The 21,522-nt window shown below is 44.3% G+C and carries 20 protein-coding genes and 1 tRNA gene; 11 read left to right on the top strand and 10 right to left on the bottom strand.

Features of this window, described 5'->3' with window-relative positions:
* Nucleotides 1-25: 25 nt before the first annotated feature.
* Nucleotides 26-568 carry a 5-formyltetrahydrofolate cyclo-ligase gene (locus PHILAsVB114_RS00895; protein WP_095697537.1) on the top strand — a complete coding sequence of 181 codons (543 nt, stop codon included), beginning with the start codon at nucleotides 26-28 and terminating at the stop codon, nucleotides 566-568.
* Here PHILAsVB114_RS00895 and PHILAsVB114_RS00890 read toward each other — a convergent pair.
* From PHILAsVB114_RS00890 to PHILAsVB114_RS00880, 3 genes are read right to left on the bottom strand one after another with little or no spacing between them, the layout of a single operon-like run.
* Nucleotides 565-1,710 (bottom strand): acyl-CoA dehydrogenase family protein, encoded by a 1,146-nt coding sequence (locus PHILAsVB114_RS00890; RefSeq protein WP_095697536.1) that lies wholly within the window; start codon nucleotides 1,708-1,710, stop codon nucleotides 565-567. The two genes, PHILAsVB114_RS00895 and PHILAsVB114_RS00890, sit on opposite strands and share 4 nt — an antisense overlap.
* On the bottom strand, nucleotides 1,710-3,563 hold the full coding sequence (locus PHILAsVB114_RS00885) for a bifunctional copper resistance protein CopD/cytochrome c oxidase assembly protein (RefSeq protein ID WP_095697535.1): 1,854 nt from the start codon (nucleotides 3,561-3,563) through the stop codon (nucleotides 1,710-1,712). The genes PHILAsVB114_RS00890 and PHILAsVB114_RS00885 overlap by 1 nt, the downstream gene beginning before the upstream one ends.
* Nucleotides 3,560-4,081: a copper resistance CopC family protein gene (locus PHILAsVB114_RS00880; RefSeq protein WP_095697534.1), complete on the bottom strand. Its 522-nt coding sequence runs from the start codon at nucleotides 4,079-4,081 to the stop codon at nucleotides 3,560-3,562. Before PHILAsVB114_RS00880 ends, PHILAsVB114_RS00885 begins: the two co-directional genes overlap by 4 nt.
* A gap of 103 nt (nucleotides 4,082-4,184) precedes the next feature.
* On the opposite strand from PHILAsVB114_RS00880, the gene PHILAsVB114_RS00875 reads away from it, so the two are divergent.
* Entirely contained in the window at nucleotides 4,185-4,427 is a 243-nt protein-coding gene (locus PHILAsVB114_RS00875; RefSeq protein ID WP_095697533.1) for an FmdB family zinc ribbon protein, read from the top strand.
* Between the two features lie 172 nt (nucleotides 4,428-4,599).
* The gene (locus PHILAsVB114_RS00870) at nucleotides 4,600-6,708 is read left to right on the top strand and encodes an MMPL family transporter (RefSeq protein WP_095697532.1); all 2,109 of its coding nucleotides are present in this window, start codon (nucleotides 4,600-4,602) and stop codon (nucleotides 6,706-6,708) included.
* A 10-nt stretch (nucleotides 6,709-6,718) separates the two neighbouring features.
* Here the strand turns inward: PHILAsVB114_RS00870 and PHILAsVB114_RS00865 are convergent.
* Nucleotides 6,719-6,791, bottom strand: a tRNA-Arg gene (locus PHILAsVB114_RS00865).
* Nucleotides 6,792-6,870: 79 nt separating this feature from the next.
* On the opposite strand from PHILAsVB114_RS00865, the gene PHILAsVB114_RS00860 reads away from it, so the two are divergent.
* Nucleotides 6,871-8,082, top strand: a complete 1,212-nt coding sequence (locus tag PHILAsVB114_RS00860) for a saccharopine dehydrogenase family protein (RefSeq protein WP_095697531.1) — start codon at nucleotides 6,871-6,873, stop codon at nucleotides 8,080-8,082.
* 3 nt (nucleotides 8,083-8,085) lie between these two features.
* Nucleotides 8,086-9,768 carry a GMC family oxidoreductase N-terminal domain-containing protein gene (locus tag PHILAsVB114_RS00855; RefSeq protein ID WP_095697530.1) on the top strand — a complete coding sequence of 561 codons (1,683 nt, stop codon included), beginning with the start codon at nucleotides 8,086-8,088 and terminating at the stop codon, nucleotides 9,766-9,768.
* On the opposite strand, the gene PHILAsVB114_RS00850 is transcribed toward PHILAsVB114_RS00855, so the two are convergent.
* Nucleotides 9,745-10,650, bottom strand: a complete 906-nt coding sequence (locus PHILAsVB114_RS00850) for an N-acetylglucosamine kinase (RefSeq protein WP_095697529.1) — start codon at nucleotides 10,648-10,650, stop codon at nucleotides 9,745-9,747. The two genes, PHILAsVB114_RS00855 and PHILAsVB114_RS00850, sit on opposite strands and share 24 nt — an antisense overlap.
* A 27-nt stretch (nucleotides 10,651-10,677) precedes the next feature.
* Here PHILAsVB114_RS00850 and PHILAsVB114_RS00845 point away from each other — a divergent pair, with 27 nt between their 5' ends.
* A complete protein-coding gene (locus PHILAsVB114_RS00845) occupies nucleotides 10,678-11,448 on the top strand; it encodes an SDR family NAD(P)-dependent oxidoreductase (protein ID WP_095697528.1) in 771 nt (256 codons plus the stop codon).
* A 54-nt stretch (nucleotides 11,449-11,502) separates the two neighbouring features.
* Nucleotides 11,503-12,885, top strand: coding sequence for a GGDEF domain-containing protein (locus PHILAsVB114_RS00840; protein ID WP_157906131.1), 1,383 nt, complete (start codon nucleotides 11,503-11,505; stop codon nucleotides 12,883-12,885).
* On the opposite strand, the gene PHILAsVB114_RS00835 is transcribed toward PHILAsVB114_RS00840, so the two are convergent.
* A complete protein-coding gene (locus tag PHILAsVB114_RS00835; RefSeq protein ID WP_095697526.1) occupies nucleotides 12,853-14,202 on the bottom strand; it encodes a cryptochrome/photolyase family protein in 1,350 nt (449 codons plus the stop codon). The genes PHILAsVB114_RS00840 and PHILAsVB114_RS00835 overlap by 33 nt on opposite strands.
* A gap of 6 nt (nucleotides 14,203-14,208) precedes the next feature.
* Nucleotides 14,209-15,324: a citrate synthase 2 gene (locus PHILAsVB114_RS00830; RefSeq protein ID WP_095697525.1), complete on the bottom strand. Its 1,116-nt coding sequence runs from the start codon at nucleotides 15,322-15,324 to the stop codon at nucleotides 14,209-14,211.
* A gap of 112 nt (nucleotides 15,325-15,436) precedes the next feature.
* On the opposite strand from PHILAsVB114_RS00830, the gene pdxH reads away from it, so the two are divergent.
* From pdxH to PHILAsVB114_RS00810, 4 genes are all read left to right on the top strand, one after another.
* Nucleotides 15,437-16,099: a pyridoxamine 5'-phosphate oxidase gene (gene pdxH / locus PHILAsVB114_RS00825; RefSeq protein ID WP_095697524.1), complete on the top strand. Its 663-nt coding sequence runs from the start codon at nucleotides 15,437-15,439 to the stop codon at nucleotides 16,097-16,099.
* Between the two features lie 9 nt (nucleotides 16,100-16,108).
* Nucleotides 16,109-17,221 carry a phosphoserine transaminase gene (gene serC, locus PHILAsVB114_RS00820; RefSeq protein WP_095697523.1) on the top strand — a complete coding sequence of 371 codons (1,113 nt, stop codon included), beginning with the start codon at nucleotides 16,109-16,111 and terminating at the stop codon, nucleotides 17,219-17,221.
* Nucleotides 17,222-17,240: 19 nt separating this feature from the next.
* Complete coding sequence (locus PHILAsVB114_RS00815) at nucleotides 17,241-18,413, top strand: MFS transporter (RefSeq protein WP_095697522.1); 1,173 nt, start codon at nucleotides 17,241-17,243, stop codon at nucleotides 18,411-18,413.
* Nucleotides 18,414-18,478: 65 nt separating this feature from the next.
* Nucleotides 18,479-18,667, top strand: coding sequence for a DUF2530 domain-containing protein (locus tag PHILAsVB114_RS00810; protein WP_095698639.1), 189 nt, complete (start codon nucleotides 18,479-18,481; stop codon nucleotides 18,665-18,667).
* On the opposite strand, the gene PHILAsVB114_RS00805 is transcribed toward PHILAsVB114_RS00810, so the two are convergent.
* The 3 genes from PHILAsVB114_RS00805 to groL all read right to left on the bottom strand — a co-directional run bounded on the left by PHILAsVB114_RS00805 (nucleotide 18,664) and on the right by groL (nucleotide 21,466).
* Entirely contained in the window at nucleotides 18,664-19,047 is a 384-nt protein-coding gene (locus PHILAsVB114_RS00805) for a cold-shock protein (protein ID WP_095697521.1), read from the bottom strand. The genes PHILAsVB114_RS00810 and PHILAsVB114_RS00805 overlap by 4 nt on opposite strands.
* 68 nt (nucleotides 19,048-19,115) lie before the next feature.
* Complete coding sequence (locus PHILAsVB114_RS00800) at nucleotides 19,116-19,769, bottom strand: DUF3027 domain-containing protein (protein ID WP_095697520.1); 654 nt, start codon at nucleotides 19,767-19,769, stop codon at nucleotides 19,116-19,118.
* 74 nt (nucleotides 19,770-19,843) lie between these two features.
* Entirely contained in the window at nucleotides 19,844-21,466 is a 1,623-nt protein-coding gene (gene groL, locus PHILAsVB114_RS00795; RefSeq protein ID WP_095697519.1) for a chaperonin GroEL, read from the bottom strand.
* Nucleotides 21,467-21,522 lie beyond the last annotated feature (56 nt).

The raw sequence follows: 21,522 nt of genomic DNA, 5'->3' as shown, positions 1-21,522 counted from the left end.
TGACTAGATTTCTAGGGGATTTGCGATGAAAGATAAAGCACATATGCGTGAGCGATATCGCCGCGAAAGGCGTGAGGCTTTTATCCCTGCGGTCTATACAAATGTACTTTCAACTCCAGAAGTAATGCAGGCCACAATTGTTGCCAGCTATGTTTCCTATGGTCACGAACCTAGTACTGTGGAACTAAATCGCGCGCTAATAAAATCAGGAAAAACTCTGATTCTGCCCCGTGTAAACAAAGATCACATTGACTGGATTTTTTGGGATGGCGATGAAAGTAAATTGATTGAAAAGAAAAATATTCTAGAACCTGTGGGTGAAGTGATTTCTGTACTGCCAGCAATAGATGTGGTGATTGTGCCTGCTCTTCGAATTGATCGCGATGGGTATCGACTTGGACAAGGTGGCGGATATTACGACCGCGCACTGCCAACTATGTCTGGTTGGAAAATTGCTCTGGTTCATTCTGGTGAAGTTACGAGTGAAGTACTGCCACGAGAATCACACGATATTGCCGTTGATGCAGCAGCTACACCCGATTTAATTGTGCGATTTAATAAAAACTAACGGACGGGTAAGTTGCGAGCAATCACAATTCTTTGTACCTGATTTGTACCTTCATAAATTTGTGTAAGTTTGGCATCTCGCATCATTCGCTCAACTGGATAATCAGATACATACCCATATCCGCCAAGAATCTGCACGGCATCCTGTGTAACTTTCATTGCCACATCACTGGCAAAGCACTTACTTGATGCAGAGAAGAACTTTAAATCTTTTTCGCCATTTTCACTCTTCACTGCCGCCGCATAAGTAAGTTGGCGTGCGGCTTCAATATTCATTGCCATATCTGCCAACATAAATTGAACACCTTGAAAATCAAAGATTGGCTTATTAAATTGCTTGCGCTCATGAGAATACGCCGTTGCAATATCTAATGCGCCTTGCGCTAACCCAATTGCTTGTGCTGCAATCGTAATTCGTGTGTGATCTAGAGTATCCATTGCGAGTACAAAACCGTTACCAACTTCGCCAATGCGTCGATCATCTGAGATTTCTACATTATCGAAATACACCTCACGAGTTGGAGAACCTCGAAATCCCATTTTCTTCTCGGGTGAACCAAATGAAACTCCAGCATCAGTTTTCTCAACTACGAATGCTGTAATTCCTTTGGATCCAAGTGCTGGATCTGTTTGTGCAATTACGGTGTAGAAATCTGAAACCTCGGCGTTTGAAATCCATTTTTTACTTCCATTAATAATCCATTTATCGCCACTCTTCGTTGCTTTGGTTCGAAGAGATGCAGCATCGGATCCTGCTTCGGACTCAGAAAGACAATAAGAAAAACCTTTACCTTGTGCCAATGGAGTTAGCCATCTTTTTTTCTGTTCAGATGTTCCCCCAAGAATTAATGGCATCGAACCTAATTTGTTTACAGCAGGTATAAGAGATGACGAACCGCATGCACGTGCAACTTCTTCAATGATAAGTACGACAGCAAGTGCATCCGCGCCATCTCCACCAAATTCTGTTGGAACGTGAGCTGCAGATAATCCAGCTTTTGCTAGCGCTTGTGCAGCTTCAATCGGATAACGATGATCTTCATCAACAGCTTTTGCGTGTGGAGCAATTTCTTTTTGAGCAAGAGAGCGAACGCTTTGACGAAGTTCTTCGTATTCACGTGGCAATGAAAAAAGTGCATCCATTACTGATTCGCCTCTCTGTCTCTCTTATTTAAATTATTGAGGTACAAGTTGTACTCCGCAAGTTCATCTGGTTGGCCAAGTGCTGCCTTGCGAGCGGTATTACGGTCTATGCGTTTTGCCTCATGCGAATCATCGCGCATCCACTGGATGAATGTAGCAATCAGAGCGATGAGAATTGGAATCTCTCCCATTGCCCAACCGATAGCGCCACCTGATTGTTGGTCTGCAAGTAAGTCCAAAGACCATGGACGTTGAAGGGATTCAAAATATCCGCCATCAATCAAAGTGGTTGTAGACATAAGTGCCACAGAGAAGAAGGCATGAATACTCATTGCAGCAAAGAGAATAACAATGCGTACGAGATGTGGAACTTTTCTTGGATTTGGATCTACGCCAACAATTACATGGAAAAAGAGTATTCCTGCAAGTATGAAGTGAATATTCATAAAGAGGTGACCTTGGTGGCTCTGCATCATTCCGCCAAACAATGATGTGAAATAAAGAGCAAAGAGAGATCCATCAAATATTGCCAGAGCAACAACTGGATTAGTAATTGTTCGCGAATATCGTGAATGCAAAGCGGTAATTAACAAACCACGCACACCTCGTTCAACACCATCTCGAGATTGTGGCAACGTGCGAAGTGCCAGAGTAATTGGAGCACCTAGAACTATTCCAATCGGTGCAATCATTCCTAAAACCATGTGCGCCACCATGTGCCATGAAAAAGCAAAGTGCGCATACACACCAAGTCCGCCACTAGTTGCAAAATCAATTGCAGAAATACCTAACGCAAATGAAATTGTCCGACCCACTGGCCATTTATCTCCACGTCGAGTCAGAACAACAACACCCTTTATATAAAGAGCCACAGCCAACACAAGCAAACCAATCATCAGAATATCTGGGTCATATTCAAAAAGAATTCGTTTTAAAGTTGGTTCTTCCGGCATTTTTAACCCTGCAACTGCAAGTGCTGCATTAAATGGTTGTTCACCACCACGCACAGGCGGTTGATTAGAAGAGAGCCACGAACCAAGGGCTGTTACAAAAATCATGATGGCTGCTTCTACTGAAATCAGGCGAGTCATCGCACCCCAATTAACAGATGGTTTAGCGGCTAAGTGATTTCTGTGCTTGTAACCGAAGAAAAGCAAGATTGATGTAATAGCAACTTTGATAATTACGACGTATGCATAGCTAGTCGACCAAGCAGCCGCAAAATTGAGTCGAGCACTCGCATTTAGCACTCCACTTATAACAACTGCGATTGCTGCCCATAAAGCAATATGACTAAACCGCGGTAAAGAAATTTTGCGGTCATTTTCATTGAGTAGGGCAATTGCTATTACCCCACCCACCCAAAATGAGAGTGCTATAACGTGAACAAATAAGGATCCGATTGCAAGGGCGTGTGAACCGCTAGATGCTGAGTGACTTTGAAAAACTGGAGCTGCAATGGCAATGAGTGAGATCATCAAAAGGATTGCGGTGTATCCAGGGGAAGTTATTACGCGAGAAGTTATCGCCACAAATAATGCAATAACGGCTTGGAAAAATAGGTACTGGCCCAAAGAGATTTGAAATATGAATGATTGTAAAACGGTTGGATCTAAAACCGCTGAGAGTGGTTCGCCCAAAATATTAGCTAATGTAAAGAAAATATTTAAAAAGCTACTTAAAAACCAGAGGAGTGCAGAAATCGAGATGATAGATCGAATTTTCATTCCACTGGTAGAAAGTTTGCCTTCTTTATCTAGGACCAAAAAGGCAAGGGCCAGCAGTGCTCCAATAGTTACAAAACTTGAAAGGGTTGAAAAGAATTTACTGGCTGTGACCAGAGCAGAAATCATCTCTCTTTAAATATCTTTCGTGCATATAAAGAGAGGAGAACAAGAACAAAGAATGCAACAACTAGTAATCCAATAACAAAAGCATTTGTTCCCCAATCGCTCACTTCAGCTTTTGCACTTGTGGTTTCGGTTGGAATTGGTTGTGGAGTAGAAATTTCACTTGGAGCCGCAAAAGTAAATCTAAAGGAACCTTCCAGCGGAACATCATTTTCTGCAAAGAGTGTGTATGTAACTGTGTAAACACCCGCAACTTTGAGAGTCTTTAAACCAATGACCGCACTTGCTCCATCGATTGCAAGAACTCCGTCATCGACTCGCTTGCCTTGTGGATCAGTTACTTCCATTGAATTACCGGCATCAATAAGTGGTACTTGTCCTGTAACACTGACAGCACTTGGTGCCACAGTTACGGTCGCGCCACTCATTGGATTAGTGGCTGTCAGAGAATTTGCATTTATTGCTGGCGCGCTTATGAACAGCGCTATTACTGCAATGCTTAAAATCCGCATGATCTTCATTGCGCTCCCCCTTTTCGCCACCGTAATTCGCATCTATCTTCCCACTTCTTTAGACTTGGTTTCTACCCCAAAACTGGGATAAATAGCGGAAAGGAATAGTCAGATGCCTACGTATCAATATGCATGCGCTGACTGTGACCACCAGTTTGAGGCATTTCAATCTTTTACCGAAGCCTCACTAACAACCTGTCCTGAATGTAAGGGTGAGGTAAGAAAGATTTATTCTGCAGTCGGCGTTGTATTTAAAGGTTCTGGTTTTTATAAAACTGATTCTGCAAAATCAAATACTGCTAAAACTCCAACACCACCGACGCCAACACCTGCACCCACACCAAAAACTGAATAATTAATTTTCGTGGTGGGGCGGTTTATCCGCTTTTATTTCTGCTTCGCGGCGTGCATCTTCGAGGGCTTGTTCGTGATCTATTTCATCCGTGGTTATATTCGGCAAGATTTCGCTCATTTATAACCTCCGATTAGAATTGGACTCCTAATAGTAGCGAGATACCCGGAGAATCATGTTTGCAGGGCTTGGAAGATTCATCGTTCGTCGCAAGAAGTCGGTTCTCATTCTTTTTATTATTGGAATCCTTGCAGCAGGCGGAGTTGGCTCTCTCGCATTCTCAAAGCTTGATAGTGGCGGTTACTCAGACCTCGGTAGTGAATCAGCAAAGGCTTATGACTATTTGACTGAAAAGTTTAAAGTTCAAGAACCTGCGGCAATTCTCATAATTGATACACAAAATAGAAGCGTTGATGATCCTGGCGTAATTGCAGAAGCCGCGGCGCTTGAAGCAAAAGTGAAATCTGTTGCCAATGTTGATCGCACACTTTCTTACTGGAGCACAGGCGGTGCCCCCTCCATGAAGGCAGCCGATGACAAAGCGGCGTTCTTATTTATTTATACAGATCCAGATTCAAATGATTGGGCTTCACTTGGAAAAATTGGTGAAGAAGTACAAGAGAAATTTGATGGCAAGCAAGGCAGCTTTATTGTTTACGCTTCAGGTGGCGGCGTTATCACTCATGCGATTAACAGCAAAATTCAAGATGATTTAAAAATTGCTGAGGCAATCGCAATCCCCTTAACTTTTCTTTTGATGATCTTTGTATTTGGTACCTTGGTGGCTTCAGCAATGCCTTTATTTGTTGGAATAACGGCAATTCTGGGGTCATTTTTAATTATTTATATTCTTACGCTCTTTACCGATGTTTCAGTCTTTGCCCTCAACCTCATTACAGGTTTGGGGTTAGGACTGGGTATTGATTACGCCTTGTTGATCGTTAATAGATTCCGCGAAGAGTTACACGCTGGCAAGAGCGTGGACGAATCAATTATTACAACTGTTGCAACGGCAGGAAAAACTGTTTTCTACTCTGGACTAACTGTCTTTGTAACAATGGCATCTCTTTTGCTCTTTCCACTTAATTTCCTTAAATCTTTTGGATACGCCGGTGTTGCAGTAATTTCACTCGCTGTTGTTGGCGCTTTGATTCCGTTGCCAGCACTACTTGCAATTTTGGGACATAAAGTTGATAAAGGTGTTGTACGTAGAGCAGGAATTACTCCTAAAGAAGATGGTCGATGGGCTCATACTGCTCGTGCAGTAATGAAGCGTCCTCTCCCTGTGGTTGTTGGATCTCTATTAGTACTTGGAATTCTTGCCGCCCCAATTACGAATATTGCATTTTCTCAAGTCGATGCACGTGTCCTACCAAAATCAGATCCTGCTGCTATCGCATCGGCAGTAATTGATGAACGTTTCACTGGTCTTGAAGGAAGCCCTATTGAAGTAGTAATTCCAAATGGAGCAGGCAAAGAGATTGAAATCAATAATTTCTTAGCTCGCGTGCAAGGCGTATATGGAATTTCGCGCGTGGGACAAATTGAATACTTCGGTGAAGACATCAGAGTCCAGGTGATTTCTAAAGAACCATCTCGCACGTTAGAAGCACAACGAATTATTCATGAGATTCGTGCACTGCCAGTACCGGAAGGAACACTCATTGGTGGCGCAGCAGCAGATTTCACTGATTCACAAGATGGTGTTGCACGAACTCTGCCATGGGCTCTGGGTTGGATTGCGCTAACCGTATTCATCCTTATCTTTGTATTTACCGGTTCAATTATTTTGCCAATTAAGGCCGTACTTCTCAATGGTTTTTCACTCGTTGCAACTCTTGGTGCAATCACATGGATCTTTATCGATGGTCACCTGAAATGGTTGGTGGGTGATTTCACCGTAACTGGCGCCCTTGATACTGGTTCGGTGATTTTGGTTGCTGTAGTTGTTTTCGGTTTATCTATGGACTACGAACTCTTCTTGCTCTCTCGCATTCGCGAAGAGCACTTAGATGGAAAATCTAATATCGAATCTGTTGCTAAAGGCCTACAACGCTCGGCGCGAATTATTACTGCTGCGGCGTTATTGCTTGCCGTTGTTTTCGCAGCATTTATGACAAGTGGAGTGACATCGATCAAGATGCTCGGCTTTGGTGTGGCATTTGCTGTGTTACTTGATGCAACACTTATTCGTGCGCTTCTTGTTCCTGCACTGATGCGTTTGTTTGGTGAACGCAATTGGTGGGCGCCAAAATCATTGCAACGATTTACTCTCAAGCACTAATTAGTAATTGCGTCCCCGGCGGGAGTTGAACCTGCGACCTACCGCTTAGGAGGCGGTTGCTCTATCCACTGAGCTACGGGGACCGATATTGCTAATGCGCAATCTTCCCATTAAAATTACGTTTCTAATTGATTCGGAGTTTTATCCCATGTGGGGCCAGGAATGAAGGCGCTTGTCATCGGCGCTGGAGGCGTTGGAAGAGCAATAGCCAATATTGCATCTCGCAGATCATTCATTACTTCTATGGTTATTGCTGATCGCACCTTATCTCGTGCCGAGGAAGCAGTTGCAAGGGTAAAAGACTCAAGGTTCTCGGCGGCTGAAGTTAACGCCGCCGAACTTGAAGATATCCGTAACCTCATAAGGCGCGCGGCACCCGATGTTGTCATTAACGCAGTTGATCCGCGATTTGTAATGCCGATTTTTCTTGCGTGCGAAATTGAAAATGTTAATTACATTGATATGGCTATGTCACTTTCGCGTCCACATCCTCACTATCCATATACCGAAACTGGCGTGAAACTCGGTGACGAACAATTTGCTCGTGACTGGAACTGGGCAGAAAGAAAGATATTTGCACTTGTTGGTATGGGTATCGAACCAGGTATGAGCGATGTATTCGCTAAGTACGCATCTGATCATTTGTTTAGCAAAATTGATTCAATAACTATTTTAGATGGTTCAAATATAACTGTTGAAGGTTATGAATTCGCTCCATCATTTTCTATTTGGACAACTATTGAAGAGTGCCTAAATCCACCAATCGTCTGGGAAGACGGTCGCGGATGGCACACAACAGAACCATTTAGCGAAATCGAAACCTTTGATTTTCCCGAGGGCATCGGTCCAGTTGAATGCGTAAATGTCGAACACGAAGAAGTTGTTTTGATTCCACAGAAAATTGAAGCCAAGAAAGTAAACTTCAAATATGGTCTTGGAGCACAGTTCATCACCACTTTAAAAACAATTCATATGCTCGGATTAGATCGTAAAGAAACTGTTGAAGTTCAAGGAATTTCTGTTTCACCACGTGACTTACTTGCTGCATCACTTCCTGACCCCGCAACACTTGGCGAACGCATGCGTGGAAAAACTTGTGCCGGCACACTAGTTAAAGGCATTAACAAAGAAGGTAAGCCTTACGCTTGCTACATCTACAACGTCGTTGATAACGCTTGGTCGATGAAGGAGTACGGTGATCAGGCAGTTGTGTGGCAAACTGCAATCAATCCAGTTATTGCCATGGAGCTAATTCATAATAAGGTTTGGGTTCCAGAAGGTGGCGTTTCTGGTCCTGAATGGTTTGATTCAATACCATTCCTTGATTTACTTGAGAGCTACGGAACTTCCTGGAAAATTCGAGAGGAAAAATAGCCCATGGCTAAGGACTTTGATGCTCTCATCATCGGTTCTGGATTTGGTGGATCAGTCTCAGCACTCAGGCTTACTGAAAAAGGTTATTCGGTTGCCGTATTAGAAGCCGGAAAAAGATTTAAAGAAAAAGACTTCCCAAAAACTTCTTGGCGTTTACGCAAGTTTTTATTCTTTCCAAAAATTGGCTTACTGGGAATTCAACGCATTCACGCACTGCCTGATGTGTTAATCCTTGCTGGCGCAGGTGTTGGTGGTGGGTCACTTGTGTATGCGAATACTTTGTATCAGCCACCTGATTCTTATTTTGAAGATAAGCAGTGGAAACACATCACCGATTGGAAATCAGAGTTATTGCCTTGGTATGACCAAGCAAGTCGCATGCTCGGTGTTGCAGAAAATCCTTACTTCTCACCAAGTGATCAAGCAATGAAAGATGTTGCAATCGAGATGGGCGTCGGACACACATTTAGGATGGCACCGCTCGGCGTTTATTTCGGTGAAGGCTCAGGAGTTGCAAGCAAAGACCCATATTTTGGCGGCGTTGGTCCTGCGCGAAATGGTTGTCAACAATGTGGTGCGTGTATGACCGGATGTAGATTTAATTCAAAGAATACTCTGCCGAAAAATTATCTAGGGCTAGCTGAATCTGCTGGAGCAAAAGTATTTCCATTAACTACTGTGACATCATTTGAACAAGCCAGTGATGGTTCGTGGATTATTAAAGCTAAGAAAACAAATGGTTTATTTGGCCGAACAATTACTTTTACAGCTAATCAACTCATTGTCAGCGCCGGTACCTATAACACTCAGAAACTTCTGCACCGCATGAAAGCAACTGGCAAGTTATCTAAACTCTCTGATCGACTCGGTGATCTCTCACGCACTAATAGCGAAGCACTTACTGGGGCGCTGATGCCTAAGAGTGATATTGATTTTAGTAAGGGCGCAGCAATCACTTCTTCTTTCTTTCCAGATGAACACACACACGTTGAGCCGGTCAGATACGGCAAGGGAAGCAATGCAATGGGCTTACTTCAAACAATCATGACTGATGGAAATGTTGCTAAAGATCGCCGTCGTCAATGGCTAAAAGAATTCATTAAGAAACCATCGCTACTTTTACGAGTATTAAATGTGCATCAGTGGTCAGAGCGCACGGTAATCGCACTTGTTATGCAAAACGTGGATTCAGCCTTATCTGTGCGCCCAAAGAAAAAATGGTGGGGATTAGGTTTAACCTCTACAAATAACTCTGAAAATCCAAATGCCACTTACATTCCTGCTGCCAATGAAACTGTGCGACGTATTGCAAACAAATACGGCGGCTTTGCAGGCGGACACGTTGGTGACTTAATCGGTGCACCATTTACTGCTCACTTTGTAGGTGGATGTGTAATCGGTTCAGATATTTCCCAAGGAGTTATCGATCCCTATCACCGCGTATGGAACTACCCAACAATGCATGTTGTAGATGGCGCAGCCGTTACTGCAAATCTTGGCGTCAATCCTTCTTTAACAATTACAGCACAAGCAGAACGAGCAATTTCCTTTTGGCCAAATAAAGGTGAACTAGATCCACGTCCGGTTCAAAACTCTCAATACTCAAGAATTAATGCAGTCATGCCAAATAAACCATTTGTTCCAGCTGGTGCAATTGGTGAATTACTTATGCCACCAACGAAGTAACGGATCAATATCTTCTGGCACTTGCTCTGCAATAAAAATTGCTCCATCTAAATGATTTCCTTGTGGCTCAACCAAAGTGATTTGCGGCAAAAGAGATGATGTGCGACGTCGGATAGATTCGGCGTAACCTTTGTTTTCTGCCAATTTTCCAAGCAAGGCAATGGAAATACCTTCGTTGCGCATTCCCCCAACATTTGTCCATGCAGCGCGAATTGTCTTTGCTAAATACTCAGCGCCTTTGTCTCTAATTGTTATTGCATCTGTGTTCTTTGCCTCTGCAGCTTCTAGCAATGTTTTTGCAGCGTTAATACATAGAAGGTGTGCTTTGGCATCAGTATGAGATTTCAAAGACTCATATGTTTTGATTTCTGATTCGAAAAATTCTGACAGAAAAGTCGCGTCATCTCTGCCTTCCTGCGTTGCCAGAACTCGTTCGAGCGCGGCTTTACCTAACCAAAATCCCCCACCAAGATCGCCAAAAATATGTCCGAGCCCATCGGCGTGTGAATAACTTCCTCGCCGGCCTGCAATAGCAACTGTTCCACTGCCTATTGAAAGAGTGACGCCATCATTATTTCCAAGTGCACCGAAGTAGCCCGCTAAGCCGTCATCAATTACTGCAACTGATTTCGCACCAAAGTATTTTGCAGCTAACTGACCGTATGGTTTTGGATCACCAACGTCACCATAAACACCTGTGAGACTAAGTGCCACGACATCGCTTTGAAAAGTGGGACCTAATTTTTCTTGTGCCTCGATAAACAAATCATTGAGTACATCAAGTGTTGATTCCTGTGCAAGCTTGGATCGCTTACTTGTGAATTCGGTATCAGTTGTTCTAAATCTTGCGCCTGATTGCCCTAAGTCCACCGCTAGTACCATAATTGCAAGTCTAGTTAAGGAGAGCAGATGAGTAAATGGGCACTTGTCACAGGCGCAACCGCTGGAATCGGTGAGAGTTTTACTCGCGTACTGGCACGTGAAGGTTTCAATATTGTGCTCGTTGCTCGCGACCTTGAACGGATGAAAGAACGTGCTGCGTCCTTAGAATCACAATTCAAAGTACAGAGTGCAATTGTGCAGGCTGATTTAGCCACTGATGCTGGATGCGCAAAGGTTGAAAAATACATACTTGAAAATCAGATTGAAGTACTTGTCAATAATGCAGGCTTTGGAATTAATAAAGCTTTCTCTGTAAGTGATCTAGATTCTGAACAACAATTACTCGATGTCTTGGTTCGCACACCCATGCGATTAATGCACACAGTGTTGCCACAAATGAAGCAGCGAAATAGCGGGTCAATTATCAACGTTTCATCCGTGGCAGGTTGGATCGCAGGCGGAACCTATAGCGCTTCTAAATCTTATTTAACTGTGCTCTCAGAATCTATTCATACGGAAATGAGTGGCACCGGTATAAAGATTTCTGCACTCTGTCCAGGTTTTACACGTACTGAATTTCATGAACGTGGACGTATGCGTATGAATGGTTTACCTGAATTTATGTGGCTTTCATCTGATCGAGTTGTTACTCAAGCGTGGAAAGAAAATCAGAATGGCAAAGTACTGTCCGTACCTGGTTGGCAATATTTAATTCTCAGTACTGTTTCTCGTTTTGGTCCGCGCCCACTTGTGCGCAAGCTTGGAATGAACGTAAGGGTGCGCCAACGCCAAAAATAAAGATGTAGGGCTAGCCCTATACGTCTTTACTCTTATTTCTTCTACGGTGTTGTTGTGCTCCGTAAATATTTTTCACTCAATACTCTGGGATTTTTACTCCTGACGGTTCATCTTTTATCCCGAGTAATTCACACAACTCCACAGGTGTATTTAGATTTATGGATCTATAACGCAATCGCCATTCTCTTTGTTTTTTCACTCATTGGTGTTCCAAGTTTTAATGATCACATCGGCATCGCATTTCTTGCTTTAGCAATCGGGCTATGGGCCGCCGGCTCGCTCATTTCTTCGCTCAGTGTGTTTTATACTTTAAATCTACCCAGTCAATTAGCCTCAAATGTTTTATACATGCTCTTTTATCCAGCCGCATTTATTGCACTGCCCCGTTTACTTTCTCAACGTTCGCGTATTTCAGCTGTTGAAATTCTAGATTCAACAATTATTGCACTCGGTCTCGGTTCGCTAGGAACAGCTCTATTTGTCGGCCCCGTATTGCCACGTCTTAACGGTGACATGTCCATGACTTTCTTTGCAATTTTCTATCCCGTTGGAGATTTAATTCTGGTTGCAAGTGTCATTTCAACTCTTTTATCTCAGAAGATTTCCAAGCGCGCAGTTGTGGCCAGTACTGGAATCTTCATCTACGCCTTCTCTGATTTCTTGTTTTTGTGGCTACATGTAAATAACAAATACACCTTTGGATCTATTTCTGATGATGGTTGGTTGGTGGGGCTTGCCTTATTCGTTATGTCCACGCAATTCAAGGCGAGTGAACAGAGTTCGAATGAAGGAGTCAACCCAGTCTTTGTTGCACTCTCTGTTTTCTTAAGTGCAACCTTGCTTGGAATCATTACTATTCGTCCAGGTTATTTTCCCTCGTTCATACTCTTTCCGACTTTGCTCACACTACTTGTCGCATTTATTCGAATGACTATTGCACTGCGCCAGGCACGCTCCCTTGGAACCGAGCGAACACTTGCCCGCACTGATGAACTAACGGGGCTATCTAATAGAAGAAAGTTAATTGCAGAAATCGAAGAGATTGGTGATTCAGAAGGAGCGCTACTTATTTTAGATCTTGATGGTTTTAAGCCAGTAAATGATTCATTCGGCCACGACATTGGTGATGAAATTTTGAAGCAAGTTGCGATGCGTTTTCATCGAGCGCTTCCACCGGACGCAACGCTAGCTAGGTTGGGTGGAGATGAATTTGGAGTCTTGATTCATGCGAATTACGAATCAAGTATGGAAGTTGCACTCGCACTGCATGCAACGATGAGTTATCCATTTCTAGTTGGCAAAGAATCGATTGATTTAGGCGTGAGTATCGGCGTTGCAGCTAATAACGATGAGCATGATTTATTGCGCAGAGCAGATGTGGCTATGTATCGGGCTAAACGAGAATCACTCGGTGTTGCGCACTTTGATTTCTTCTAGACGAGCAAGGGATTCGATTCGCTCTGTAGCGTGCTCAACAATCTTTTTTGCATAACCATGTTTGTATCCATCAGCGCTATCCCAAGGTTCGTGAATTTCATCGGCGCTTAAGTGTGCTAACTCTGGAACGTATTTGCGGATGTAGTCACCGTTTTCATCAAATCGCTTGCCTTGCTCAATTGGATTAAAGACTCGGTAATACGGGGATGCATCTGTGCCACAACCTGCGGTCCACTGCCAACCATGTGCATTAGATGCAATATCGAAATCAACTAGATGTTCTTCAAAAAATAGAGCACCGTGCTGCCATTCGATGTGTAGATCTTTAGCAAGAAAGGAAGCAACAACCATACGCACGCGATTGTGCATCCAGCCTTCCTTAACTAATTGGCGCATCCCTGCATCGACAAATGGGTATCCAGTCTTGCCTTCACACCACACTTTGAATTTTTCACCTGGTTCGTCATATCTCATATTCGCAAATTGCGGTGCGTAATAATCTTTATCCGTATGCGGATAGTTGTGCAGCACATCTGCATAAAATTCGCGCCAGGCTATTTCTTTTCTAAATGTGTCGTGTGCTTTGCTTTCACCTAATCCAGCAAGAAGTGTTCGCGGATGTATTTCGCCCCACGTAAGGTGCGTACTCATTTTGCTTGTGCCATCTATGCCAGCGAAGTTTCGAGTTTCATCATAAGCATCAAGACCTTTGGCCTTAAATTTCTTAAATCGATCGTGTGCTGCTTTTTCGCCAGCTGCAAAAATCTCTGTTCCTTTTGGTGGTTGCCATGTAGGAAAGTTTCTGTATTTCTCATCTGGTGTAACGGCTTTAATCACTTTGGGCGCAGCAACTGGTGCGCGCCAACCATGTAATAGCCATCCACGATAAAAAGGTGTGTAGACACGGTAGTTCGTCGCATCACTTGGTTTTTTTACTCGACCGGGTGCAACTGCGTAAGGACTTCCGGTGCGTGTGAGTTCTATTCCTGCAGATTCGATGCGCGCATCTCGTTCAAGTGCGTATTGGTCGTATTCAGAAGCAATGTGCACTGATGTTGCATCATATTTTTTCTTTAATTCATTGAGTACATCAACGTGATTGCCAGTACAGATATGCAATTTATTTCCGAGTGATTGATCAAGGTTTCGAAGTGATTCGGCTAAGTAAGCCAAGCCTTTTGCACCTGTGATCTCAATTAACTTCGGATCCAGAATAAATACTGGAACTATCTCTTCGCCAGCTTCTATTGCAGCTAAGAGGGCAGGGTTATCAATAAGGCGTAAGTCGCGCCGAAACCACATGATGCTGCGCGACATAGTGGGTTAATTATGTAGTTGATGAACCGTTGCATCCCAGCCATGTACATCTTCTGGTTTGCGTGGCGCTTTACCGATGTAGCGAGCTGAAGGACGAATCAAACGGCCAGTACGTTTTTGTTCAAGAATATGTGCAGACCAACCTGCTGTGCGGGCTGCGGTAAACATAGAAGTAAATAGTGGACCAGGTACTTCTGCGAAATCAAGAACAATTGCTGCCCAGAATTCAACGTTTGTCTCTAGAACACGTTCTGGATGGCGTTCATGTAATTCAGCAAGTGCTGCCTTTTCTAATTCGAGTGCAACTTCATAGCGAGGTGCGCCTAATTCTTTTGCTGTGCGTCGCAGAGTGCGTGCACGAGGATCTTCAGCGCGATACACGCGGTGACCAAACCCCATTAAACGTTCTCCGCGGTCCATCAAATCTTTTACATACTTACGTGCATCGCCAACGCGTTCCACATCTTCAATCATTCCAAGAACACGTGAAGGTGCGCCGCCATGTAGCGGACCTGACATCGCACCAATTGCGCCAGAGAGTGCAGCGGCAACATCTGCCCCAGTTGAAGCAATAACACGAGCTGTGAATGTGGATGCATTCATTCCGTGTTCTGCAGCAGATACAAAGTAGGCATCGATTGCGCGCACGTGAAGTGGATCTGGTTCTCCGCGCCAACGAATCATCATGCGTTCAACAACTGTATGTGCTTTATCAATTTCAGATTCTGCAACAGGTGTTGCAGCGATACCACGTGCAGATTGCGCAAGATATGAAAGAACCATGACAGATGCTCGTGCAAGATTTGATCGCGCTTCTTCATCAGAAATATCTAGAAGTGGTTTAAATCCCCATGCTGGTGCAAGCATCGCAATTGCAGATTGCACATCGACTCGAACGTCACCTGAGTGAACTGGTAACGGAAATTTTTCTGCTGGTGGAAGGCCTGGATTAAATTCATCATCAACTAGCAATCCCCACACGTTTCCAAATGAAACGCGCCCAACTAGATCTTCAATATCAACACCGCGATAACGAAGTGCACTGCCCTCTTTATCTGGTTCAGCAATTTCAGATTCAAAAGCTATGACACCTTCGAGACCTGGCTTGAAATCATCAGACACAGCGCGCTCCTTTATTGGGTATTACGGGGGTAATTCTGCCCCCATAGAAGGTGTGCTGGCGACCACGTAAGTTGAGATAGCCCTGCGGGCCAAAGTGACGTTAGATACATCCATGACAGAAAGCGGAATTCGAGCCAAGATTTCAGCAATGCGGCGCTCCTACGGCGAAGTCGGGCTGGAAAAATTGCCGACTGATCCATTCGTAGCATTCGAGGAGTGGATGGCCGCTGCGGCTGCAAATGAAATTATTGTTGAAGCAAATGCAATGGTGCTTTCAACTGCTGATGGTTCAGGTGAAATTACAACGCGCACAGTTTTGCTTAAAGATATTTCACAAGGTGGTTTTACTTTCTTTACTAATTATTCTTCTCGTAAAGCACAAGCAATTGCAATGAATTCGCAAGTAACACTTCTTTTCCCTTGGTATGCAATGGAGCGACAAGTAATAATTTCAGGTCAAGCAGATAAAATTTCACGCGAAGAGTCTGAGAGTTACTTTGCAACAAGACCGTGGTCGAGTCAGATCGGTGCGTGGGCTAGCGCTCAATCAGCACCGCTTGCTTCACGCGAAGAGTTAGAAATGCGTTTTAAAGGTGCATCAGAGAAATGGCCCGAAGGAAGTGTTGTGCCAACACCACCGCACTGGGGTGGGTTTCGAGTGATACCCGACAGTATTGAATTCTGGCAAGGAAGATATTCCAGATTGCACGACCGTATTCGATATCACAGAAGCGATGCAAAATCCGATTGGGAGATGCAGCGTTACTTCCCTTAGAATTAATTCATGAGCATCGTTATTCCTAATGGCATTAAGCCACTCGATGGTCGTTTTGGGTGCGGTCCTTCAAAGATTCGCCAATCTGCTTTAGATAATTTCTATAAAAGTGGCGCGTCAATTCTTGGAACTTCACACCGACAAAAACCAGTAAAAAACGTTGTTCATGAAGTTCGCGAAGGTTTGAAATCACTATTTTCACTTCCAGATGGTTATGAAGTCATTCTAGGAAATGGTGGCACAACTGCATTTTGGGACATCGCACTCTTTGCTCAAATTGAAAATCGCTCGCAGCATCTTGTCTTCGGTGAGTTTTCATCAAAGTTTGCAAAGGGTGCAAAAGATGCGCCCTTTTTAGGTGAACCTTCAATTATTAAATCTGAACCAGGTTCGCATCCAACAGCTGTTGCCGAAGATGGCATAGATGCCTATGCATTTACACACAATGAAACAAGCACTGGTGTGGCAATGCCAATTATCAGACCAGCAGGAACCAAAGACGCTCTTGTCCTAGTAGATGCGACAAGCGCCGCAGGTGGACTTGTAGTCGATGCAAAAGAGTTTGACGCCTATTACTTCGCCCCACAAAAATCATTCTCATCAGATGGTGGCTTGTGGTTTGCACTGATGTCACCAGCTGCCATTGCTCGTGCTGAAAAAATTAAAGCAAGTGGGCGTTGGACCCCAGCGATATTAGATCTCACCATTGCCATTGAGAATTCACGACTTGATCAGACATATAACACTCCAGCAATTGCAACCTTTATTTTGCTTGCAGATCAACTCAAGTGGATGAATGAAAATGGTGGATTGAAATTCTCAACAGGTCGAAGTGCTGACTCAGCATCTCGCATGTATTCATGGGCTGAAAAAACTTCATACACAACTCCATTTGTCACAGACCCAGCAATGCGTTCCAAGGTTGTAGCAACAATTAATTTTGATGATTCAATCGATGCACTCAAGGTGGCATCAATTCTGCGCGAGAATGGAATCGTCGATACCGAGCCTTACCGTAAATTGGGTAAGAATCAGCTTCGTATTGGTATGTTTCCTTCTGTTGATCCCAGCGATATCGATGCACTCACCGCGTGTATTGATTACGTTGTAGCCGCGCTTTAATTATTCCGTAAGGAAAGTAATGCCACATTCATTTACGCGCGACAAAACCTTTTGGGCAATTGCACTTCAAGTAACAATTCTTAACTTCTTTCTGGGTGGATTTGGCCCTGCCCAACCACTTCTGCGCGCCGATCAGGGAACATCACTGACAATTGCTGGCTTACACGGAACAGCAATGGGTGTTGCAGGAATTTGTGCGGGTTTAGCAAATTCACGTTTGGTTCATTACTTCGGTCGCGAAAGAACTTCATGGATTGGAATGTGGCTCTTTTGCAGTGGCGTTCTTATGTTCGTCACCATTAAGCCTGTGGCTTTTACTTTAACGGCTACATTTTTAAGTGGGCTGGGAACTTCGATGGTCATTAACAATATGGTCACACGCCTGTCTCACCACTTTAAAGAAGCAACAGCCCTTGCTTTGCCACAATCCAATGGAGTTAATTCTGCAGGTTACGTTCTTGGCACACTCATTATCGGAAGCCTTGCCGGAACTGCCATAAGTTGGCGCTTCGGTTTATTGCTCACTATTCCGGCCACAATAATTTTGTATTTCTCCTCACGAGATAAGAACCGTGACGCCCATGATCGCGAGATCAGTGTGCGCCAGGGTGGCAAGCTTTCACGCACGTATTGGATTGCTTGCTTTGGTTTCTTTATCTGCATCTGTACTGAGTTTGCGACCACGTTTTGGGCTGCTGCTCTTTTGCGAGATCGCGTAGGTGGAAGCGCCTCAGCTGCAACTCTGGGAATAGTTGCTTTGGGAACAGGAATGGCAATTGGTCGTTGGTATGGCGCCATTGTTCTTAAGAAATTACAACTCGATCATCAACTCATCACAATCATTATTTTGCAATTTATTGGATTTACAATTTTCTGGTTCTCTCATAACGTTCTAATTTCACTAGTTACACTCTTTATCAATGGTCTTGGTATTTCAATGCAATTTGCACTCTCATCTCTTCGCTTGATGGGCTTTAGCGATAATCGCCCTGACTTAGCTATCGGCATTGGTTCACTTGCAGCAGGATCTGGAATTGCGCTGGCTCCATTTGTACTAGGAGTACTCGGAGATCATCTGGGAATATCTCGCGCATACCTAATGGTGCCGGTCCTTATTGTGATTGCACTGACAATTGTTATTCTTACTCCATCTACAAAATCCAAAAAGGAGAGCCGTGAATTACAAAACTAGACGAATGATTTCAATCATCGCACTCGTTGGTTTACTAGGATTAATAGTTCTTAGTGGCTTCTAATATGCCAACAAATCTTAAAAATACAGTCGTGCTAATCGCCGTTGGCACTATTGCATGGCTTATTGCTGGTGCTGCATTCTTAGTTGCAGGGTCAGAAACAAAGTATGTGTGGACGTGCGTATTCGGCGCTGCTTTAGGAGTATTTGGTATTCGCTACACAATACGCAGATCACGCAGAAGCGGAATTTAAGCTTCTAACTGTCCTGCAATACCGCGAAGAACTTTTCCAAGACGCTCTGCTTCTACAGCAGATGGATGGCGTCCCTGGCGTAAACCATTTCCGACCTTGTCCAAAATCTTGATTGTGTCTTCGATCATTGCAGCAAGGTCATCACTATTGGTACGTGAGTTAGCTGCTAGAGATGGTGGTGCATCAATGATTTTTACAGAGAGTGCTTGTGGTCCACGACGACCATCACCAACACTGAACTCCAACTTTGTTCCAGGCTTCACAGTTGAGACGCCCTCTGGAAGAGATGTTGAAGCAAGATAAACATCTTCGCCTTCATCGGATGCGATGAAACCAAAACCTTTTTCAAGGCTGAACCATTTCACTTTACCTGTAGGCATGGGGAGTGCTCCTTGTTAATTTCTATATTCGTTTAAGCCGTGGGGGCCACGGGCAGAGGGCTAGTTTATCAGAGCGTGGCTTCGGAGTGCGCGCCGCATCCGTGGTCAACGGAAACCACGCGTGCATCCTCAGGTGAAATCGCATTAGCGCATACGCCAAATGAAGCGCGAAGAGATCCTGCTATCGGTAAAAAGAATGCGCATGACGAACATGGTTTCGGTGCCGATTGCGCAATAGGTGATTGTGGACCGCGATCACTTTCATACCAACGCTTACTTGCTTGATCGCGACCTTCAATAGACATCACTCGTGCACGACCAAGTCCAAGTTCAAATACTTGCAGTGCATCTAACTCTTCATCAGCAATGAGTGAGTGAACAGATGGAACTAAACGTGTGTCATCGAGTGAACTTGGAACAATGTCACCAACACCAACATCGCCAGGTTGTATGCGATCACGATATGCAACCCACTCTGGTGCAAGTAATGCGTCCGGCCCTGGAAGAACAACAACATCACAAATAGTTGGTTCTGATTTTTTATCAACTATCGCAATTGTTACGCACCAACGCCAGCCTTTATAACCTGCAAGGTGTGCTTCAAATAAATAAGTTTCAACGCGACCATCATCATCGATTTCAACAGAGACATCTGCGCCAACTAAATCAGCGCTGCCAGCATCGGCAATTGCAGCAGAACGTGCGAGTTCGAGAGTGCTCATGCCATAAGGATAAAGCAGAACGCCACTACCGAGTTAATCGGCAGTGGCGTTCGTAACGCTTTACGCGTGAGAAATTAGAAGTCCATATCTCCGCCGCCAGGACCTGCAGGTGCTGCAGGTGTTTTCTCTGGCTTATCGGTAATTACTGCTTCTGTTGTAATAAATAGTGCGGCAATCGAAGCTGCATTTTGAAGTGCAGAACGTGTCACCTTTGCTGGATCGATGATGCCAGCTTTAATCATGTCAACGTATTCACCAGTTGCTGCATTGAGTCCATGACCTGCTGTGAGGTTACGAACTTTTTCAACAACTACTCCGCCTTCAAGGCCAGCGTTTATAGCGATTTGCTTAAGAGGTGCTTCGATTGAAACTTCTACAATCTTTGCACCAGTTGCTTCATCGCCTTCTAATTTTAATTTTGCAAATGCTGCTGTTGCTGCTTGCAATAGTGCAACGCCACCACCGGCAACGATGCCTTCTTCAACTGCAGCCTTTGCATTGCGAACTGCATCTTCAATGCGGTGCTTGCGCTCTTTAAGTTCTACTTCTGTTGCAGCTCCAGCTTTAATAACTGCAACTCCACCAGCAAGTTTTGCAAGACGCTCTTGTAGTTTTTCACGATCGTAATCTGAATCGCTCTTTTCAATCTCTGAACGAATCTGTGCAACGCGGCCCTTAATTTGAGCGTCGTCTCCGCCACCTTCAATAATTGTCGTCTCTTCTTTGGAGATAACAACCTTGCGAGCGCGACCTAGAAGCTCTACTCCTGCTTGATCAAGCTTGAGCCCAACTTCTTCAGAGATAACTGTTGCTCCAGTTAAAATTGCAATGTCTTGAAGCATCGCCTTGCGACGATCTCCAAAGCCAGGTGCCTTAACTGCTGCAGAGCGGAAAATTCCGCGAATCTTATTTACTACCAACGTTGCAAGTGCTTCGCCTTCAACATCTTCGGCGATGATTGCAAGTGGCTTACCTGATTGCATAACTTTTTCAAGGACCGGAACTAGATCCTTAATGTTTGTGATCTTTGAGTTAACTAGAAGCACATATGCATCTTCTAGAACAACTTCCATACGATCTTGATCTGTTACAAAGTATGGAGAGATATAGCCCTTATCAAAGCGCATACCTTCTGTGAGTTCGAGTTCGAGTCCAAAAGTATTTGACTCTTCAACAGTAATAACGCCTTCTTTGCCAACCTTGTCCATTGCTTCAGCGATCATTTCACCGATAGTGGCATCTGCGGCTGAGATAGAAGCTGTTGCTGCAATCTGCTCTTTTGTCTCAACGTTTTTCGCCATTGATCCAAGCTCAGTCACGATTGCTGCTACTGCCTTTTCGATACCGCGCTTAAGCGCCATTGGATTTGATCCCGCAGCAACGTTACGCAGACCTTCGCGAACAAGTGCTTGTGCCAGCACTGTGGCTGTTGTTGTTCCGTCGCCAGCGACATCATCTGTCTTCTTAGCAACTTCCTTAACTAGCTCTGCGCCAATTTTTTCCCATGGATCATCAAGTTCGATCTCTTTAGCGATTGAAACGCCATCGTTGGTAATTGTTGGTGCGCCCCATTTTTTCTCCAGAACCACGTTACGTCCACGAGGTCCAAGGGTTACCTTGACTGCATCTGCAAGCACGTTCATTCCGCGCTCTAGCCCACGACGTGCTTCTTCGTTAAAAGCAATCTGCTTTGCCATGCTTATGTACTCCTCAAATAATGTGACGGACAATATGAGGCTGCTCTTATCACTCT

The sequence above is a fragment of the Candidatus Planktophila limnetica genome (assembly GCF_002288365.1).
Taxonomy (GTDB): Bacteria; Actinomycetota; Actinomycetes; order Nanopelagicales; family Nanopelagicaceae; genus Planktophila; species Planktophila limnetica.
Note: the sequence above shows the minus strand (reverse complement) of the source record. Positions and strands in the feature narration are given on the sequence as shown.

Bases quoted from the DNA above. Each gene is read 5' to 3' on its own strand.
- PHILAsVB114_RS00800 (WP_095697520.1), bottom strand. From the start codon at position 19,769: ATGAGCACTCTCGAACTCGCACGTTCTGCTGCAATTGCCGATGCTGGC.
- PHILAsVB114_RS00880 (WP_095697534.1), bottom strand. From the start codon at position 4,081: ATGAAGATCATGCGGATTTTAAGCATTGCAGTAATAGCGCTGTTCATA.
- serC (WP_095697523.1), top strand. From the start codon at position 16,109: ATGAGCATCGTTATTCCTAATGGCATTAAGCCACTCGATGGTCGTTTT.
- PHILAsVB114_RS00815 (WP_095697522.1), top strand. From the start codon at position 17,241: ATGCCACATTCATTTACGCGCGACAAAACCTTTTGGGCAATTGCACTT.
- PHILAsVB114_RS00890 (WP_095697536.1), bottom strand. From the start codon at position 1,710: ATGGATGCACTTTTTTCATTGCCACGTGAATACGAAGAACTTCGTCAA.
- PHILAsVB114_RS00895 (WP_095697537.1), top strand. From the start codon at position 26: ATGAAAGATAAAGCACATATGCGTGAGCGATATCGCCGCGAAAGGCGT.
- groL (WP_095697519.1), bottom strand. From the start codon at position 21,466: ATGGCAAAGCAGATTGCTTTTAACGAAGAAGCACGTCGTGGGCTAGAG.
- PHILAsVB114_RS00810 (WP_095698639.1), top strand. From the start codon at position 18,479: ATGCCAACAAATCTTAAAAATACAGTCGTGCTAATCGCCGTTGGCACT.
- PHILAsVB114_RS00870 (WP_095697532.1), top strand. From the start codon at position 4,600: ATGTTTGCAGGGCTTGGAAGATTCATCGTTCGTCGCAAGAAGTCGGTT.
- PHILAsVB114_RS00835 (WP_095697526.1), bottom strand. From the start codon at position 14,202: ATGTCGCGCAGCATCATGTGGTTTCGGCGCGACTTACGCCTTATTGAT.
- PHILAsVB114_RS00885 (WP_095697535.1), bottom strand. From the start codon at position 3,563: ATGATTTCTGCTCTGGTCACAGCCAGTAAATTCTTTTCAACCCTTTCA.
- pdxH (WP_095697524.1), top strand. From the start codon at position 15,437: ATGACAGAAAGCGGAATTCGAGCCAAGATTTCAGCAATGCGGCGCTCC.
- PHILAsVB114_RS00850 (WP_095697529.1), bottom strand. From the start codon at position 10,650: ATGGTACTAGCGGTGGACTTAGGGCAATCAGGCGCAAGATTTAGAACA.
- PHILAsVB114_RS00805 (WP_095697521.1), bottom strand. From the start codon at position 19,047: ATGCCTACAGGTAAAGTGAAATGGTTCAGCCTTGAAAAAGGTTTTGGT.
- PHILAsVB114_RS00845 (WP_095697528.1), top strand. From the start codon at position 10,678: ATGAGTAAATGGGCACTTGTCACAGGCGCAACCGCTGGAATCGGTGAG.
- PHILAsVB114_RS00855 (WP_095697530.1), top strand. From the start codon at position 8,086: ATGGCTAAGGACTTTGATGCTCTCATCATCGGTTCTGGATTTGGTGGA.
- PHILAsVB114_RS00875 (WP_095697533.1), top strand. From the start codon at position 4,185: ATGCCTACGTATCAATATGCATGCGCTGACTGTGACCACCAGTTTGAG.
- PHILAsVB114_RS00860 (WP_095697531.1), top strand. From the start codon at position 6,871: ATGAAGGCGCTTGTCATCGGCGCTGGAGGCGTTGGAAGAGCAATAGCC.